The sequence below is a fragment of the Amycolatopsis sp. genome (genome assembly GCF_036008905.1).
Classification (GTDB): domain Bacteria; phylum Actinomycetota; class Actinomycetes; order Mycobacteriales; family Pseudonocardiaceae; genus Amycolatopsis.
The window spans coordinates 8814-27705 of record NZ_DASYMU010000177.1 but is presented as its reverse complement, the minus strand read 5'-3'; the positions used below and the strand labels follow the sequence as shown (position 1 = coordinate 27705).

At 69.8% G+C, this 18892-nt stretch carries 2 protein-coding genes; one reads left to right on the top strand and one right to left on the bottom strand.

The annotated features are described in order from the left end of the window. Positions 1–149 precede the first annotated feature (149 nt). Positions 150–1808, bottom strand: coding sequence for an NAD(P)/FAD-dependent oxidoreductase (locus tag VGP60_RS30045; protein ID WP_327551507.1), 1659 nt, complete (start codon positions 1806–1808; stop codon positions 150–152). A gap of 279 nt (positions 1809–2087) precedes the next feature. Between VGP60_RS30045 and VGP60_RS30040 the strand changes: the two genes are divergently transcribed. Next, the gene (locus VGP60_RS30040; RefSeq protein WP_327551506.1) at positions 2088–18887 is read left to right on the top strand and encodes an SDR family NAD(P)-dependent oxidoreductase; all 16800 of its coding nucleotides are present in this window, start codon (positions 2088–2090) and stop codon (positions 18885–18887) included. The last annotated feature ends 5 nt before the right edge of the window (positions 18888–18892 follow it).

Here is an 18892-nt window from a genome sequence, read left to right as displayed (position 1 = left end):
CCGGGTGCTCTGGCGGCTGCGCGGATTCCCGTCGTCGGCCGAGGAGTTCCGGCAGCAGACCGACGCGGGCGCCGGGCTGGTGGTGCGCTTCCTGCTCACCCCGTGCCGCTGACGCCCGCGTACGTGTCCGGCCCTCCGGCTCGCTCCGTTCAGTCCTCCGGAAGCTCCACCGGAGCGATCTCGTCGAAGACGTCGCCGGGGCCCGGGTTGGTCGGGTCACTCGCCCCGCCGAACTGGTGCATGACGCCCCACACCGCGTTGAGCGCGGTCTGTACGGCGCCCTCGGCCCAGCCGGCCGTCCAGGAGATGTCGTCGCCCGCGAGGAACAGGCCCCGCTTGTCGGCGGGCAGCCGGTCCTGCATGAAGTGGGTGAACAGCCGCCGCTGGTAGCGGTAGTGGCCGGGCAGGTTCGCGCGGAAGGCGCCCATGAAGTTCGGCTCGCGCTCCCAGGTGATGCTGATCGGCTCGCCGATGATGTGCGAAGCGATGTCCACGCCGGGGTAAATGGCTTCCAACCGTCGCAAAAGGACGGCCACCCGCTGGGAATCGTCGAGGGTGAGCAGTTTCGACGAGTCGTCGTTCCAGGTGTAGGACAGGCACATCACGCCCGGCTGGTCCGGTCCGTCGTCGAACAGGTAGACCCCGCGCGGGGAGCGGTCGGTGAGCGTCATGCCCATCACGTCGTGGCCGGTGCGCGGATCGGTGTCCCGCCAGAAGGGCCGGTCGGTGAGGACGAACAGCTTGGAGGAGTTCATGTAGTGCGTGCGCTCGACCGCTGTCCACTCCTGCGTGCTCAGGAGTTCGGGCGAGCAGTCGATCTGGCTGAGCAGCGTCCAGACGTGCGGGGTGAACACGGTCGCGGGGAACTGGAGTCTGGTGCCCGTGCTGTCCTCGATGGCGATCCCGTCCGCGCGGCGTCTCATCTTCGTCACCGAGGGGCGCGGGGCGCCGGAGTTGAGTGAGGCCAGGGAAGTTCCGGCGGGCCAGTGGACGAGGTTCTCCGGTTCGTGCGTCCACAGGCCACTGGGGACCTTCTGCGAGCCGCCGACGATGCTGACCTGATCGTCGTCCGCGTGGGTGTAGATGACCCGCAGGATCTCCAGGATCGAGTTCGGGAAGTCGGTGTCCCAGCCACCGGTGCCGAAGCCGACCTGCCCGAAGATCTCCCGGGTCCGGAACGACTCGAAAGCCGAGGAACCGGCGAGGAAACCGTAAAACGACTGATCGTCCATTTCGGTCACCAGGCGGTTCCAGATCGACTTGATCACGCCGACATCGCGGCGCCGGATCGCGTCCTCCATCGACGACAGCTCCGCGCGGTCCTGCAGGGCCTTGTCCCACGCGTCGGCGACTTCCTGGTAAACGGTCGGCAGTTCCTCCGCGGTCCGGACATGGTGGACCACGCCGCCGAGATCGATCACCGTACTCGGCGTGCAGGCCGCCAGTGGATTGGGGAAGGGCCGTGTCCGCAGCCCGAGTTCGCCGATATAGTGGAACAACGTGCTCGCCGACGGCGGAAAACGCATCGCGCCCAGCTCCGCGACCGAGTCCGGATGATCGGCGAAGGCGATCGACCGCATCCGCCCGCCCAGCTCACCGGCTTCGTAGAGCACTGGGTGCAGGCCGAGTTTCATGAGCTCGTAGGCGGCGACGAGACCGGAGATCCCGCCGCCGACGACAGCCACGGGTGTGCCGAGGCGGTGCTTGGGCAGCTGGCCGAGTCCGGCGGGATGCCGGACCCAGTCGTCGTAGGCGAACGGGAAGTCCGGGCCGAACATGGTCATGGGGTCTGGCGCTGCCAACGTCATATCGGTTACCTCTCCGACGAAAACGTGGCCAGCGGGCTACTTCACCGTGACCGGGGAATCCCGTTCCATGGGGTGGGCCGGCGTTCGAGGTCGCCAGGCCTGCTGCTTCACAGCCTGCACGAGATGATCGCGGGAAAACACCAGAGAACCCGGCCGCCGATGCCGTCCGCAGCGCGAAATCGGCTGATCCTCTAAGGGAAAGTACAGCGCTCCCGCTCCTACGATTCAGTGGCGAAGTCCTGTTCGATCCTGCGGTCTTAAGGGTGGTGGCGCGGCGTCATGACGAGCGAAGCCTGCAACGTGTCTTCGGTCGAAGGCGAGCTTTCCGCTGCCTCCGGACCGTCCGGTGTGCCGGTGCTGACCGGTACGCCCGGCGAGGTCGTCCGCAAGCTCGTCGACCTGGTCCAGCGGCAGGTCTCCACCGCGCTGGGTGTCACCCGGTCCGAAGTGGACGATCCGCTCCGCCGGTTCGCCGAACTGGGGCTCAACTCCCTGGCCGCCGTCGAACTGCACCGGCGGCTGCAGGCCGAACTCGGCATCTCCCTGCCACTGACCGAGGTCTACGACCATCCCACCGTGCAAGCGCTTGCGGAGAGCCTGGCCGTGCGGTTGTCCGGAGAAGAACAGGCCGAAGGGATGAGCGGTGTCGTCGCCTCGGACGCCGCCGATCCCATCGTGATCGTCGGGACGGCGTGCCGCCTGCCCGGCGGAATCACGTCACCCGACGAACTCTGGCAAGCCCTTCTCGACGGCAAGGACCTCATCGGCTCGTTCCCCGAAGACCGCGGCTGGGACGTCGAAGACTCCTACGACCCCGACCCCGATCGGGCCGGCAAGACGTACTCGCGCTCCGGCGGTTTCCTCGACGGCGCCACCGAATTCGACGCGGAGTTCTTCGGCATCTCCCCGCGCGAGGCCCAGGCGATGGACCCGCAGCAGCGGCTTCTGCTGGAAACCGCGTGGGAGGTGCTCGAACGTGCGGGCATCGACCCGCTGTCGGTGCGCGGAAGCTCGACGGGCGTGTTCATCGGCGCCGAGAACCACGAGTACGGCCCCGGCCTGCAGGACGCCCGTGACGGCGTCGAAGGCCACCTGATCACCGGCACCGCCGGCAGCGTCGCGTCCGGCCGGATCGCCTACGAACTGGGCCTGCACGGCCCCGCCCTCACGATCGACACCGCGTGCTCCGCGTCGCTTGTCGCGCTGCACGTCGCCGCGCAGTCCCTGCGCCGGGGCGAGTGCGACCAAGCGCTCGTCGGCGGTGTCGCGGTGATGGCCACCCCCGGTTCGTTCATGGCGTTCAGCCGTGTCCGCGGTCTGTCCGCCGACGGCCGGTGCAAGGCTTTCGGCGCGGACGCCGACGGCACGGGGTGGAGTGAAGGCGTCGGAATGGTGCTGGTGGAACACCTTTCCACGGCACGGGCCCGTGGCCACCGCGTTCTGGCGGTACTCCGCGGCTCCGCGGTGAACTCCGATGGCACCAGCGCCGGGCTGACCGCCCCGAACGGTGTCGCCCAGCAGCGGGTCATCCGGCAGGCGCTGGCCGACGCCGGTTTGCAGGCGTCCGATGTGGACGCTGTCGAAGCACACGGAACCGGCACGCCACTCGGTGACCCGATCGAAGGCGCCGCCCTCCAAGCGACTTACGGCCCTGGCCGCGACATCGGCCGTCCGCTGCTGCTGGGCTCGGTCAAGTCGAACATCGGGCACACCCAGGCCGCGGCCGGGGTGGTCGGGATCATCAAGATGATCTCCGCACTGGGCGCGGGCGTGCTGCCCCGCACCCTGCACGCCGAACCGGCGACCCCGCATATCGACTGGGCAGGCGGAAAGCTCAGACTTCTGACCGAGCAACAGGACTGGCCGGACCGCGGTGAGCCACGGCGCTGCGCGGTGTCCTCGTTCGGCTTCAGCGGGACCAACGTTCATGTGATCCTGGAGCAGGCGCCCGCGCTCGAAGAGACCGCCGCTGAGCCTGCTTCCGATGTCCCGGCGCCGCTCGTGCTGTCCGCCCGCAGTCCCGAAGCGTTGCGGGCACAGGCCGTCCGACTGCGCGACGTCGTCGCGTCCGGTGCGCGCCCGCTCGACATCGCGTTCTCCGCGGCCACCACTCGCGCCGCTCTGCACCACCGCGCGGTCGTCGTCGGTGGCGGCCCCGGCGGCCTGGACGCGTTGGCGGCAGGCGTGAAGCACGTCGATGTCCACAGCGGAGCCGTCCAACATGGACGGCTCGCCTTCGTCTTCCCCGGACAGGGTGCACAGCGCCTCGGCATGGGCCGGCAGCTGCACGCGCGGTTCCCCGTGTTCGCCAAGGCTTTCGACGCCGTGTGCGCCGAACTGGACCTGCACCTCGACCGCCCGCTGAAGTCCGTGATGTTCGCCGAACCGGACTCGCCGGAAGCGGACCTGCTCGACCAGACCGCATACACCCAGCCCGCCCTGTTCGCCTTCCAGACCGCGCTGTTCCGTCTCCTGGAGTCGTGGGGACTGCGCCCGGACGTCGTCACCGGCCACTCGATCGGCGAGGTCGCCGCGGCCCACGTCGCCGGGATCTGGTCGCTGGCCGACGCTTCCGCGTTCGCCGCCCACCGCGGCCGGCTCATGCAGGCGCTTCCCGCCGGTGGCGCGATGGTCGCCGTGCGCACGACCGAGGACCACGTCCGCGAACTGTTGTCGGCGGACGTCTGCGTCGCCGCGGTCAACGGCCCGGAAGCCGTCGTCCTTTCCGGACCTGAGGCCGGCGTCCTGGAACTCGCGGGGGAGCTGACCGCGCAAGGGATCAAGTGCACCCCGCTCAAAGTGAGTCACGCCTTCCACTCCTCGCTGATGGAACCCGCACTCGACGAGCTGCGCTGGGTCGCCGACGTTCTCAACTACCGCAAGGCGAAGCTGCCGATCGTCTCCACTGTGACCGGCGCGCTGACCTCCGAGCAGGAGTTCGGCGCACCGGAGTACTGGGTGCGCCAGGTCCACGAGCCCGTCCGGTTCGCCGACGCGATCACGACTTTGCGCGATGAGGGCGTGACTTCGGTCCTGGAACTCGGCGCCGGTGCGGTACTTTCCGGTCTTGTCGCCGCCGCTTTGACCGAGGACGCGTTCGCGGCTCCGGCTCTGCGCTTCGATCAGGACGAAGCCGATTCGCTTGTCGCCACGCTGGCGGTCCTGCACGTCCGCGGCGCCGGTCCGGACTGGTCGCTGTTCTTCGCCGGTCATGGTGCCCGCCGCGTCGACCTGCCCACCTACGCCTTCCAGCGCGAGCGGTTCTGGCTGGGCAGCGGTTCCGGCACGCCAGGGTCCACTTTGGACCATCCCGTTCTCGACACCGCTTTCGGCCTGGCCGGGAGCGGCGAAACCGTGTTCACCGGCCGGGTTTCCCTGCGCACGCATCCGTGGCTGGCCGATCACCGGATCCTCGGCCGGGTGCTTGTCCCGGGCACCGCATTGCTGGAGCTGGCGATCCGGGCGGCCGACGAGGTCGGCTGCGACCGGGTGTCCGAGCTCGTCCTGGAAGCCCCGCTCGTCCTCGGTGAGCACGACGTCATGCAACTGCAGGTCGCGGTCGGTGCCGCCGACGACAACGCGACCAGGACCGTCACCATCCACGCCAGCCAGGACGGCTCCGACGGCAGCTGGACGCGCCACGCCACCGGCGTGCTCACCGATGGTGTCACGACGTTCGGGTTCGAGAGCGCCTGGCCCCCCGCCGGAGCGACCGCCGTCGACCTCGACGGCTTCTACGACCGGCTCACCACCGCAGGATTCGAGTACGGGCCGGCGTTCCACGGCCTGACCGCGGCCTGGCGACGAGGTGAAGACGTCTTCGCCGAAGTCAGCCTGCCCGAAGGCATCGACGCGGCGGAGTTCGGACTGCACCCGGCGCTGCTCGACGCGGCCCTGCACGCACCGGCACTCGCCGACACCTCGGGGAAAACCGCCGTCCCCTTCTCCTGGACCGACGTCGTCCTGCACGCCACGAACGCTTCGGCACTGCGGGTCCATGTGAGCGCCGCCGGACCGGACGCGGTGCGCCTCCTCGCCACCGACCCGGCCGGTACCCCGGTGTTCTCGACGGAATCGCTGGTGACGCGCCCGGCAGCCGTGGCCGGCGACCGGGACGACACTCACCTCTGGAGCCTGGAATGGGCGCCGCTGGCAGTCGGCGCCGCAGCGCAGGGCTCCTTCACTGTCCTCGGCGAGGACACCGGAGGCTTGGCGGACAGCCTCCGCCGCGCCGCGAATTCCGTGGACAGCCATCAGGATCTCGCCACGGCGACAGCGTCGACCGTCCTCCTGCCGGTCGGTGGCCAGACAGACCGCGCTTTGCTCACCAGCACTCTTGCGACCGTGCGAGAGTGGCTGGTGGACGACAGATTCGACGCCACCCGCCTGGTCGTGGTCACCCGCGGCGCGATCGCGGCGAATGACCATGAGCTGATCACCGACCCGGCCGCGGCGACCGTCTGGGGCTTGATCCGCACCGCCCAAGCGGAGAACCCGGGCCGACTCGTCCTGCTCGACCTCGACGCCGAAGACGCCTCCACCGCGGTCATCGCCGCACTGCTCGCGACCGACGAACCACAAGCCGTGGTGCGTGACGGCGCTGTCCGCGTCGCCCGGCTGGCGAAGCTCGCCGACCAACAGGACGCCGAAACGGCCTGGGATCCCGAAGGCACCGTCCTCATCAGCGGCGGTACCGGTGGCCTGGGCGGACTGCTCGCCCGGCACCTGGTGACCGAGCGGGACGTGCGGCACCTCGTCCTCGCCAGCAGGCGCGGCCCCACGGCCGAGAGCGCGCAGGAACTCGTCGCCGAACTCGGTGAGCTGGGCGCTCGGGCCGAAGTCGTCGCCTGCGATGTCGCCGACCGTGACGCTGTCGCCGAACTGCTGTCCACCATTCCGTCACTGACGGCCGTGATCCATGCCGCGGGCGTGCTCGACGACGGCGTGCTCGATTCCATCACCCCGGAAAGCCTCGACACCGTCCTCGCGCCGAAGCTCGACGCCGCCTGGCACCTCCACGAGCTCACCGCCGACCACGACCTCGCCGCGTTCGTGCTGTTCTCGTCGATCGCCGGGGTCCTGGGCAGCGCCGGGCAGGGCAACTACTCCGCCGCGAACGCCGGCCTCGACGCCCTCGCGCAGCACCGCCACGACCTCGGCCTGCCGGCGACGGCACTGGCTTGGGGCGCCTGGGCTTCGGCCGCGGGGATGACCGCCGCGCTGACCGACGTCGACCTTGGCCGCATGGCCAGGGAAGGACTTCCCGCGCTAACCGCGGAACAGGCGCTGGCCCTGTTCGATTCCGCGCTCGGCTCGTCCGCTCCGGTGATCGTGCCCGCCGTCGTCGACCTCCGCGCGATACGGGAACGCGGCGCGGTGCCGCACGTCTTCCGCGGACTCGTGCGGGCCCCGGTTCGCCGCTCGGCCGCGTCGAATGGCCCCGGCTCGGCGTCCCTCGCGCTGCTTCTCCGCGACCTGTCCGAAGAGGACCGGACCCGCACGCTGCTCGACATGATCCGGACCGAGGCCGCGGCCGTGCTGGGCCACGGCTTCGCGAGCGCGATCGAGACCGGCCGAGCGTTCCGCGAGTTCGGCTTCGATTCACTGACCTCGGTCGAACTGCGTAACCGGCTGGCGACCGTCACTGGCCTCAAGCTGGCCTCCACCATGGTTTTCAGCCACCCGACGCCCCAGGCGCTGGCGGCACACCTTGCCACCGAGCTGCTGGGCGCCGACGGTCCCGCCAAGACCGGACCGGCCAGGGTGATCACCGGCGACCCGATCGTCATCGTCGGCATGAGCTGCCGCTACCCCGGCAACGTGCGCACACCCGACGACCTGTGGGACGTCGTCGCCTCCGGCCGCGACGTCATCGGCACCTTCCCCGAGGACCGCGGCTGGGACCTCGAAAACCTGTACGACCCCGAAGGCTTGCGGCCGGGCACGTCGAGCACGCAGCTGGGCGGTTTCCTCAGCGGGGTCACCGAGTTCGACGCCGAGTTCTTCCGGATGAGCCCGCGTGAGGCCGTCGCCGCCGACCCGCAGCAACGGATCCTGCTGGAGACCTCCTGGGAGGCCTTCGAAGCCGCGGGCATCGCCCCGGATTCCTTGAGCGGGTCGGACACCGGAGTGTTCGTCGGCGCGTCCAATTGCGACTACTCGTTGCTGTTGTCAGAGGCCTACCATTCCGATGGTTTTGTCATGACCGGCAACATGTCCAGCGTCATGTCGGGCCGGATCTCCTACACCTTCGGGCTCGAAGGCCCGTCGATGACCGTCGACACCGTCTGCTCGTCCTCGCTCGTCGCCATGCACATGGCCGCGCAAGCACTTCGGTCCGGCGAATGCTCACTCGCGCTGGCCGGTGGGATCACCATCGTGGCCGAGCCTTCGGTGTTCATCCAGTTCACCGAGCAGGGCGGACTCGCCGCGGACGGCCGCTGCAAGTCGTTCTCCGACGACGCCGACGGCACGAGCTGGGCCGAAGGCGCCGGAATGCTGGTGCTGGAACGGCTTTCCGACGCGCGTCGCAACGGCCACCAGGTTTTGGCGACCCTGCGTGGCAGCGCGGTCAACTCCGATGGTGCGTCGAACGGGTTGACCGCACCGAACGGCTCCTCGCAGCAGCGGGTGATCCGCACGGCTTTGGCCGGCGCCGGTCTGTCCACTTCGGACATCGACGTCGTCGAGGCGCACGGCACCGGCACGGTGCTGGGTGACCCGATCGAGGCTCAGGCGATCCTCGCGACCTATGGTCAGGACCGCGACGTCCCGGTATGGCTCGGCGGGATCAAGTCGAACATGGGCCACACGCAGGCCGCGGCCGGCGTCGCGGGTGTGATCAAGATGATCATGGCAATGCGCCACGAAGTGCTGCCGGAGACACTGCACGTCGGCGAGCCTTCGTCGCATGTGGACTGGACTTCCGGCGCGGTGTCACTGCTGACCGAGCGGACGCCCTGGCCCGAAGCTGGCCGTCCGCGTCGCGCCGGGGTGTCGTCGTTCGGGCTCAGCGGCACCAACGCGCACGTGATCATCGAGCAGCCGCCCAAAGCGGCGCAGCGTACCGCGTCGACGGGTGTGGTTCCGTGGCCGCTGTCGGCGAGGTCGGAAACCGCGCTGGCCGAACAGATCCAGCGGCTCAAGACGTTCGCGGAACTGAACCCCGAGATCCCGGCGGCCGATATAGGCCGTTCGCTGGTGACCGGTCGCGCGCTGTTCGAGCACCGGGCGGTAGTGGTGACCGGCGGCGCACCCGTGGTCACCGGCCGCGCCGGGGATCGTTCGCTCGCCGTGGTGTTCTCCGGCCAGGGCAGCCAGCGGCTCGGCATGGGACGTGACCTCTACGAGCGGTACCCGGTGTTCGCCGACGCGTTCGACGCCGTCGCCGCCGGACTGGACCGGCACCTCGACACCCCGCTGCGTGACGTCGTCTGGGGCACGGACGCCGAGGCCTTGGCCCAGACCGGGTTCACCCAGCCCGCGTTGTTCGCGGTCGAGGTGGCGCTGTTCCGGCTGGCCGAATCGTTCGGGGTCAAGGCTTCCCGGGTCGCCGGGCACTCGATCGGCGAGATCGCCGCTGCCCACGTCGCCGGTGTTCTGTCACTGGCCGACGCCTGCACACTGGTGACGGCCCGCGCTCGGCTCATGCAGGCACTCCCCACTGGCGGCGCTATGGTTTCGGTGCGGGCTACCGAGGCTGAGGTTCGCGGCTTCCTGACGGCCGAGGTGTCGATCGCCGCGGTGAACGGCCCCGAGGCCGTGGTACTCGCCGGTGCCGAAGATGCCGTGCTGGAAATCGCCCAGCAGCTGGAAAGCGCGGGACACAAGACGAAGCGGCTCGCGGTCTCCCATGCGTTCCACTCGTCGTTGATGGACCCGATGCTGGCCGAGTTCGCCCGCACGATCGAGAGCCTGTCCTTCGAGACACCGCGGATCCCAGTCGTGTCGAACGTGACCGGCGAGGTGGCCACGGCCGAGGAACTGTGTTCGCCGGAGTACTGGGTGCGGCACGTGCGGGAGACCGTCCGGTTCGCCGACGGCCTGCGCACACTGGTTTCCGAAGGCTCGGACACGATCCTCGAACTCGGACCCGGCGGAGTGCTCGCCGCCATGGCACTCGAGGCACTCGATTCCCCCGACGTGACCGTGATTCCCGCACTCCGCAAGGGACGCGGCGAAGAATCCTCCTGGGTGACCGCGCTGGCCGGACTGCACGTCGTGGGCGTGCGGATCGACTGGACGTCGTTGTTCGCCGGAGCGATCTCGAACGTCAGCCTGCCGACGTATCCGTTCAAACGTGAGCGGCACTGGCCGACGCCCAAGGCGATCGTGCCCGTGGACGCCGCCTCGGTCGGCCTGTCCCCGGTGGCGCATCCGCTGCTCGAAGGTTTTGTCACGTTGGCTGACGACAGCGTGGTGTTCACCAGCCGGCTGTCGGTGCGTTCGCACCCTTGGCTCGCCGAGCACGTCGTCCAGGACCAGATCCTGTTGCCCGGTACGGCTTTCGCCGAGCTGGCGATCCGTGTCGGTGACGAAGTGGGCTGTGCGCGGGTCGAGGAACTGACGCTCGGTTCGTCGCTGGTCCTGTCCGCCCAGGGAGCGGTGCAAGTCCGGATTTCGGTGGGTGCGCCGGAGGAGACCGGCCGTCGCACCATCCAGATCCACTCGCGGCCGGACGGTCAGCCCGACGGTTCGTGGACGCAGCACGCGGCGGGCAGTCTCGCTCCGGACGCTCCCGCGGCTCCACTCGCGGACCCGACCTGGCCACCGGCCGGTGCCGAGTCGATCGACATCAGCGATTGCTACGAGCAGTTCACCGACCTCGGTTTCGAGTACGGCCCGGCGTTCCAAGGCTTGCGCGCGGCTTGGCGCCGCGACGACGAGGTGTTCGCCGAGGTTCAGCTCCCCGATGCCGACGACGCGAGCGAGTTCGGCTTGCACCCGGCGCTGTTCGACGCCGCGCTGCACGCGCTGCTGCTCCCCGAAGACGGCAAGACCGGCAGCAGCGCGGTCCCGTTCTCGTGGGAAGGCGTTTCGCTGTACGCCACCGGCGCTTCGTCGGTGCGAGTGCGGCTGGTGCAGTTGGGCGAGGAGACGGTGTCGATCACGATCACCGACTCCGCCGGTGGCGCGGTCGCCACGATCGAATCGCTCGTTTCCCGTGCCCTGTCGGCAGAACGAGCCGTGGACGACAACGTCCTTTTCGGACTGTCCTGGACACCGATGACCACCGAGGTCAGTGCGCTGGACTCCGCGGCTGTGCTGGGCGAAGACACCTTCGGCCTCGCCGAGGCGTTGCGGGCTTCCGGCACGCAGGTCGACACCTACGCGGACACGGCGTCGCTGCCCGCCGAAGTGCCGGACGTGGTCCTGCTCAGCGTCACCGGGGAACACCACCGCACTCTCCTGCTGGACACGCTCACCACCGTGCAGGAATGGCTGGCGGACAGCCGATTCGACGCCTCACGCCTGATCGTCGTCACCCGCGGTGCGACCTCCGCGACCGGCGAGGCGATCATGGACACGGCCGCGGCCCCGATCTGGGGCTTGATCCGGACAGCTCAGGCCGAGAACCCTGGCCGGTTCGCCCTGGTCGACCTCGACGAACCCGCCGTGCTGGCGGGAGTGCTCGCGTCGGACGAGCCCGAAGCCGTGATCCGCGACGGCTCGATCCGCGTCGCACGCCTGGCACGGCTCGCCGACGTTTCCGAGGCCGGTTTGGTGCCGCCGAGTGGGGAAACCGCGTGGCGGCTCGACAGCGCGCGGCGCGGCAGCCTGGACGACTTGGCGTTGCTGCCTTCCGCGAGCGCCGCCGCCCCGCTCACCGGTCGTGAGGTGCGGCTACGCATCTCCGCGGCTGGGGTGAACTTCCGGGACGTGCTCAACGCGCTCGGCATGTATCCCGGTGAAGCTGGTCCGCTCGGTGCCGAAGCCGCCGGTGTGGTCGTCGAAACCGGTCCGGACGTGCGTGATCTCCGCGTGGGCGACCGGATCATGGGCATGGTCGACGGCGGTTTCGGCCCGATCTCGGTCGCCGACGAGCGCTACCTGACGCATATCCCCGCATCGTGGTCCGATCAGGACGCGGCGTCCGTGCCGCTCGTCTTCCTGACCGCGTACTTCGGCTTGAAGGACCTTGCCGGACTCCGGCGCGGTGAGTCGATCCTGGTGCACGCCGGGACCGGCGGGGTGGGCATGGCCGCGATCCAGCTCGCCCGCCACTTCGGCGCCGAGGTCTTCGCGACGGCGAGCGAGAGCAAGCAGGACACGCTCCGCGCGCTCGGCATCGCCGAGGACCACATCGCGTCCTCCCGGACCACCGACTTCGAGGCACGTTTCCTCAAGGTCACCGGCGGCCGCGGGGTCGACGTCGTGCTGAACTCGCTCGCGGGTGAGTTCGTCGACGCGTCGCTGCGGCTTTTGGCTCCGGGCGGCCGTTTCCTGGAGATGGGCAAGACCGACATCCGCGAGCACGTGGACGTCGCCTACCACGCGTTCGACGTGGTGGACGCGGGTCCGGACCGCACCAAGGAGATGCTGGCCGAGCTGCTCGACCTGTTCGCCGCCGACGTCCTGGCGCCGCTCCCGGTGAAGACCTGGGACGTCCGGCGCGCACCGGAAGCGTTCCGGTTCATGAGCCAGGCCAAGCACATCGGCAAGATCGTGCTGACCGCGCCGCGCGCCTGGGACCCCGAAGGCACCGTCCTGATCACCGGCGGCACTGGCGGCCTGGGCGGGCTGCTCGCCCGGCATCTGGTGACCGAAAGGGCTGTCCGGCACCTCGTGCTCGCCAGCAGGCGAGGACCCACCGCCGAAGGCGCCGACAAGCTCGTCAGGGAACTCGGTGAACTGGGCGCGAACGTCTCGGTCATCGCCTGCGACGTCGCCGACCGGACCTCGATCGCGAACCTGCTGGCCACCGTCCCGGCCGAGCACGCGCTGACCGCGGTGATCCATGCCGCCGGTGTCGTCGACGACCGCGTGCTGGGTTCGATCACGCCCGAGAGCGTCGACAAGATCTTCGCCCCGAAGCTCGACGCCGCTTGGCACCTGCACGAACTCACCGCCGGACGAGACCTCGCCGCGTTTGTCCTGTTTTCCTCGATCGCCGGTGTCCTCGGCAGCGCCGGTCAGGGCAACTACGCCGCCGCGAACGCCGGATTGGACGCCCTCGCGCGGCACCGCCGGGATCAGGGACTGCCCGCGACGGCGCTCGCCTGGGGTGCCTGGGCACCTGAAAGCGGGATGACCTCGGAGCTGACGTCGGCGGATCTGGCTCGGATGGCCAGGGAAGGCCTGCCGGTCCTGTCCGTGGACAAGGCGTTGGCGCTGTTCGACACCGCGCTCGGCTCGGTCGCCCCGGTGATCGTGCCCGCCGAAGTCGACCTCCGCGCACTGCGGGACCGCGGCGACGTGCCGCACGTGTTCCGCGGACTCGTCCGGGCGCCGGTACGCCGCGCTGCCGCTGAAACCGCCGGCTCGAACTCGTTGGCCGCCAAGCTGGCCGATCTGTCCGAAGTGGACCGTGAGCGCGCGCTCGTCGAGCTTGTCCAGACCGAAGCCGCGGCTGTGCTCGGCCACGGCTCCGCCAGCGCGATCGAGATGGGCCGAGCGTTCCGGGAGTTCGGCTTCGACTCGCTGACCTCGGTCGAACTGCGCAACCGCCTCACCGCGGCGACCGGGCTGAAGTTGGCCTCCACGACCGTGTTCAGCTACCCGACACCGCAAGCGCTGGCGGCCCATCTCGCCGGTGAACTAGCCGGCGCGGTGGCCAGGAGCGCCACCGGATCGGCACGCGTGATCACCGGTGACCCGATCGTCATCGTCGGCATGAGCTGCCGATACCCCGGCGACGTCAGCTCGCCCGAAGAACTGTGGGACCTGCTTTCCACCGGTCGCGACGCCATCGGCGGCTTTCCCGAGGACCGCGGCTGGGACCTGGAGCGGCTGTACGACGCGGACGGTCCCGGCACCTCGGCCACCCGCTCGGGCGGATTCCTGCCCGACGCGGCCGATTTCGACGCCGAGTTCTTCCGGATGAGCCCGCGTGAGGCCGTCGCCGCCGACCCGCAGCAGCGGATCCTGCTGGAGGTCTCCTGGGAGGCTTTCGAGGCCGCGGGCATCGCCCCGGATTCGTTGACCGGTTCGCCCACGGGCGTGTTCGTCGGCGCGTCGAGCAGCGACTACACCACGCTGCTGACCGAGGCCAACCGCTCGGAAGGCTTTGTGCTGACCGGAAACACCGGCAGCGTGATGTCGGGCCGGATCTCCTACACGCTGGGCCTCGAAGGCCCCTCGATGACCGTCGACACCGCTTGCTCGTCCTCGTTGGTGGCGCTCCACATGGCCGCGCAGGCGCTGAGGTCGGGGGAGTGCTCGCTCGCGCTGGCCGGTGGGGTCGCGGTGCTCTCCGAGCCGTCGCTGTTCGTCGAGTTCAGCAAGCAGGGCGGGCTCGCGGCCGACGGCCGGTGCAAGTCGTTCTCCGACGACGCCGACGGCACCAGCTGGGCCGAAGGCGCCGGAATGCTCGTGCTGGAACGGCTTTCCGACGCCCGCCGCAACGGCCACCAGGTCCTTGCGACCCTGCGTGGCAGCGCGGTCAACTCCGACGGCACGTCGAACGGTCTCACCGCACCGAACGGCTCCTCTCAGCAGCGCGTGATCCGGGCCGCGCTCGCCAGTGCCGGTCTCTCACCGTCCGAAGTGGACGTTGTGGAAGCCCACGGCACCGGAACCGCGCTGGGCGACCCGATCGAGGCACAGGCGCTGCTCGCGACCTACGGCCAGGACCGGGAACGGCCGCTGTGGCTGGGCTCGATCAAGTCCAACTTCGGGCACGCGCAGGCCGCGGGCGGGGTCGCCGGGGTGATCAAGATGATCCTCGCGATGCGACACGGCGAACTCCCGCGAACACTGAACCTCGGCACGCCCTCGTCCCAGGTGGACTGGGCGGCCGGCGCGATCGAGCTGCTCGCGGAACCCGCGCCTTGGCAGAGTGAAACTCCTCGACGCGCGGCCGTCTCGTCGTTCGGGATCAGCGGCACCAACGCGCACATCGTCATCGAAGAGCCCGCGGCCGAGGCGAACTTGGCAGCGACTTCGGTGTCGCCCGCGGTCGTGCCGTGGCTCGTGTCGGCGAAGTGTGAAGCGGCCCTCCAGGCGCAAATAGCTCGCTTGACGTCCTTTGCCGAGCGTACTCGAGATTTGTCCACAGTGGACGTCGGCTATTCGCTGGTGTCCGGGCGTTCGGTGTTCGAGCACCGGGCGGCATTGCTGGCCGGGGCCGACGGCGTGCTGGAGGTCGCCCGCGGTACCGCTGTGGCGAACCCCGTGGCGGTGCTGTTCTCGGGCCAGGGCTCACAGCGTTTGGGCATGGGCAAGGAACTCCACACCCGCTTTCCCGCATTCGCGGCAGCGTTCGACGCCGTGGCCGAGCTGCTGGACGCCGGACTGGACCGACCGCTCCGGGAGGTGATCTGGGGCGAGGACGCCGAACTGCTCAACGAGACCGGCTGGGCGCAGCCCGCGCTGTTCGCCATCGAGGTGGCACTGTTCCGGCTCACGGAGTCCTGGGGCATCGCGCCCGGTTTCGTCGCGGGGCACTCCATCGGTGAGATCGCCGCCGCGCACGTCGCCGGGGTGCTTTCCCTCGCGGACGCCTGCACGCTCGTCGTCGCGCGGGCTCGCTTGATGCAGGCCTTGCCGAGGTCAAAGGGAGCGTCGCGAAGCGACTCCGTTGAGGGTGGTGGTGGGCGACGGGTGGGCGGCGCGATGGTGTCCTTGCAGGCCACCGAAGAAGAAGTCCTGCCGTTGCTGACGGCCGACGTCTCGATCGCCGCCGTCAACGGTCCCGACTCGGTCGTGATCTCGGGACGCGAAGACGCCGTGACCGCGATCGCTGAAGCTTTCGACGCGCAGGGCCGCAGGACCAAGCGCCTCAAGGTGTCCCACGCCTTCCACTCGCCGCTGATGGAGCCGATGCTCGCGGAATTCCGCGCGGTGGCCGAAGGACTGGAGTTCCACGCGCCGGAGATCCCGGTGGTGTCGAACCTGACCGGTGCGCTCGCCGACGCCGAACTCCTCTGCTCGCCCGGCTACTGGGTCCGGCACGTCAGTGAAACCGTGCGTTTCGCCGACGGTGTCGCCGCGCTGCGAAACGCTGGCGTGGGCGCTTTCCTCGAACTGGGCCCGGACGGCGTGCTCTCGGCGATGGCCCGGCAGAGTCTCCCGGACGACGCCGTGGTCATCCCGGCGCTGCGCAAGGCCCGCGGTGAGGAAGCTGCGATCGTCACCGCGCTCGCCGGACTGCACGTCACGGGCGTGCGCGTCGGCTGGGCCGAGTTCTTCGCCGGGATGGGCGCGCGGCAGATCGAGTTGCCGACCTATGCCTTCCAGCACCAGCGTTTCTGGCCGGAAGTCGCGTCGCACGCCGGGCTGACCGCGGTGGGACATCCGCTGCTCGACGGTTCCGTCACGCTGGCCGGGGACGCTGGTGTGGTGTTCTCCAGCCGCCTGTCGGTGCGAACCCATCCATGGCTCGCCGATCACGTCGTCCAGGGCCGGATTCTCCTGCCCGGCACGGCTTTCGTGGAGCTGGCGATCCGCGCCGGCGACGAAGTCGGTTGCCCGCGGGTCGAGGAGCTCAACCTGGCTTCGCCGCTGATTCTGACCGCGCGGGACGTCGTCCAGCTGCAGGTGTCGGTCGGAGCGCCGGACGAGACCGGGCGCCGCCCGATCCAGGTCCACTCCCGCCAGGACAGTTCCTCCGAGTGGGCGCGGCACGCCTCAGGCACGCTGGTTCCCGAGATCGCCACCACGACGATCGACGACGTCTGGCCGCCCGCCGGAGCCGAGCCGATAGAGGTGCGTGACTGCTACGAGCAGTTCCTGGACCTCGGCTTCGACTACGGTCCCGCGTTTCAAGGGTTGCGAGCCGCGTGGCGCCGCGGCGGCGAAATTTTCGCCGAAGTCGTCCTGCCCGAAGACGCTGACGCGAGTGCGTTCGGGCTGCACCCAGCACTGCTCGACGCCGCCCTGCACGCCTTGCTGCTCCCGAACGCGGACGGCACCAGCAGCGGCGCGGTCCCGTTCTCGTGGGAAGGCGTTTCACTGCACGCCACGGGCGCTTCCTCGTTGCGGGTACGGCTCGTGCCGCTAGGCGAGGAGACCGTGTCGATCACGATCACCGACCCCGCCGGAGCGCCGGTCGCCACTATCGCCTCGTTCGTTTCCCGTGCCCTGTCGGAAGAATACCTCAGTGACACCGACACCGTCGCCCGCGGCTTGTTCGGTCTCGAACGGACACCCGTGGAGACGGCCGCCGCGCTGGATTCCGCCGCGGTCGTGGGCGCGGACCTGTTCACGCTCGCCGACGGCCTGCGGGCTTCCGGCGTCATTGTGGGCGAATACGCCGAGCTCAGCGCACTTCCGGCCGAGGTACCGGACGTGGTCCTGATCGCGCTCACCGGTGACGACAACGAGCCGGTCGACTCGGCACATGCCCTGACCGCGAACACTCTTGACCTGGCTCAGCAGTGGATCACCGAGGAGCGCTTCACCGCGTCACGGCTGGTGTTCGTCACCCGCGGCACGGATCTCGCGGCGGAAGCCGTCCGAGGACTCGTGCGGGTGGCGCAGTCGGAAAACCCCTGCCGCTTCGGCCTGGTCGACCTCGACACGTCGTCGTCGCTGGCCAAGGCGCTGACCCTGGACGAGCCCGAACTGACGATCCGCGGCGACGAGGTTTCGGCCGCTCGGCTCGTCCGCAAGACGGCCACCCCGCAGCCGCTCTGCTGGGCTCCGGAAGGCACGGTCCTGATCACCGGCGGGACCGGCGGACTGGGCCGACAGCTGGCGCGGCACCTGGTGTCCGACCACGGTGTCCGCCACCTGTTGCTGGCCAGCCGCTCCGGTCCGGAGGCACCGGGCGCGGAGAAGCTGGTCGCGGACCTGGCCGAACTGGGCGCGGACGCCTCGGTGGTCGCCTGCGATGTCGCCGACAGCGACGCCGTGCGTGACCTCGTCGCCGCTGTCCCGGCCGCGCATCCGCTCACGGCGGTGGTGCACACGGCCGGGGTGCTCGATGACGGCGTGCTCGGCGCGCTCACCCCCGAGCGGCTCGCGACCGTCTTGCGCCCCAAGGTCGACGCGGCCTGGAATCTCCACGAAGCCACCGAAAACCTCGCCGGGTTCGTGCTGTTCTCGTCGATCGCGGGCGTGCTGGGCAGCCCCGGGCAGGGCAGCTACGCGGCCGCGAACACCTTCCTCGACGGACTGGCCCGCCATCGCCGGGACCAGGGGCTCCCGGCCGTATCGCTGGCCTGGGGACCGTGGGCGCAGGAATCCGGGATGACCGCTGACCTTTCCGACGCCGACCTGGCCCGGATGAACCGCGATGGTGTCACCCCGCTCGCCGTCCGGCAGGGATTGGCGCTGTTCGACCTCGCTGTCAGCTCCGAAGACGCGCTGATCGTCCCGGCGCAACTGGACACTCGCACCCAGCGTGCGGTACCGCGAATCCTCCAGGGACTCGTCCCCGCGGTGCGTCGCGAAGTCGCCCGCACGGCGGCTCCGGCCAGCGTGGCGCAGCAGGTCGCGGCCCTCAGCGGTGGCGAGCGCGCGCGGTTCGTGCTGGAGGTCGTACGGCAAGAGGTCGCTTCGGTCCTCGGCCACGCGTCGGTGGCGGCGATCGGCGCCACCCGGGACTTCCGCGAACTGGGCTTCGATTCGCTGACCTCGGTCGAGCTGCGCAACCAGCTCAACGCCGTCACCGGGCTGCGGTTGCCGTCGACCCTGGTCTTCGACTACCCGACCCCCGGTGCCGTCGCCGGATTCCTCTCGGCGCAGCTGCCCGAAGACGGGGCACGGCCGCCGGGGTCGGTGCTGGAGGAGCTGGACCGGCTCGAAGCGGCACTGAAATCCGACGACGCCGAGCAGGACGCCGTTCTGCGACGCCTCGAAGAGCTGGTGTCACGGCTGAAACGCCCAGCCGAAGCCAAGCCCGCCAAGGACGACATCGAGTCGGCTTCCCTCGATCAGCTGCTCGGGATCATCGACGACGAGTTCAGCCGAAGCTGACCCGA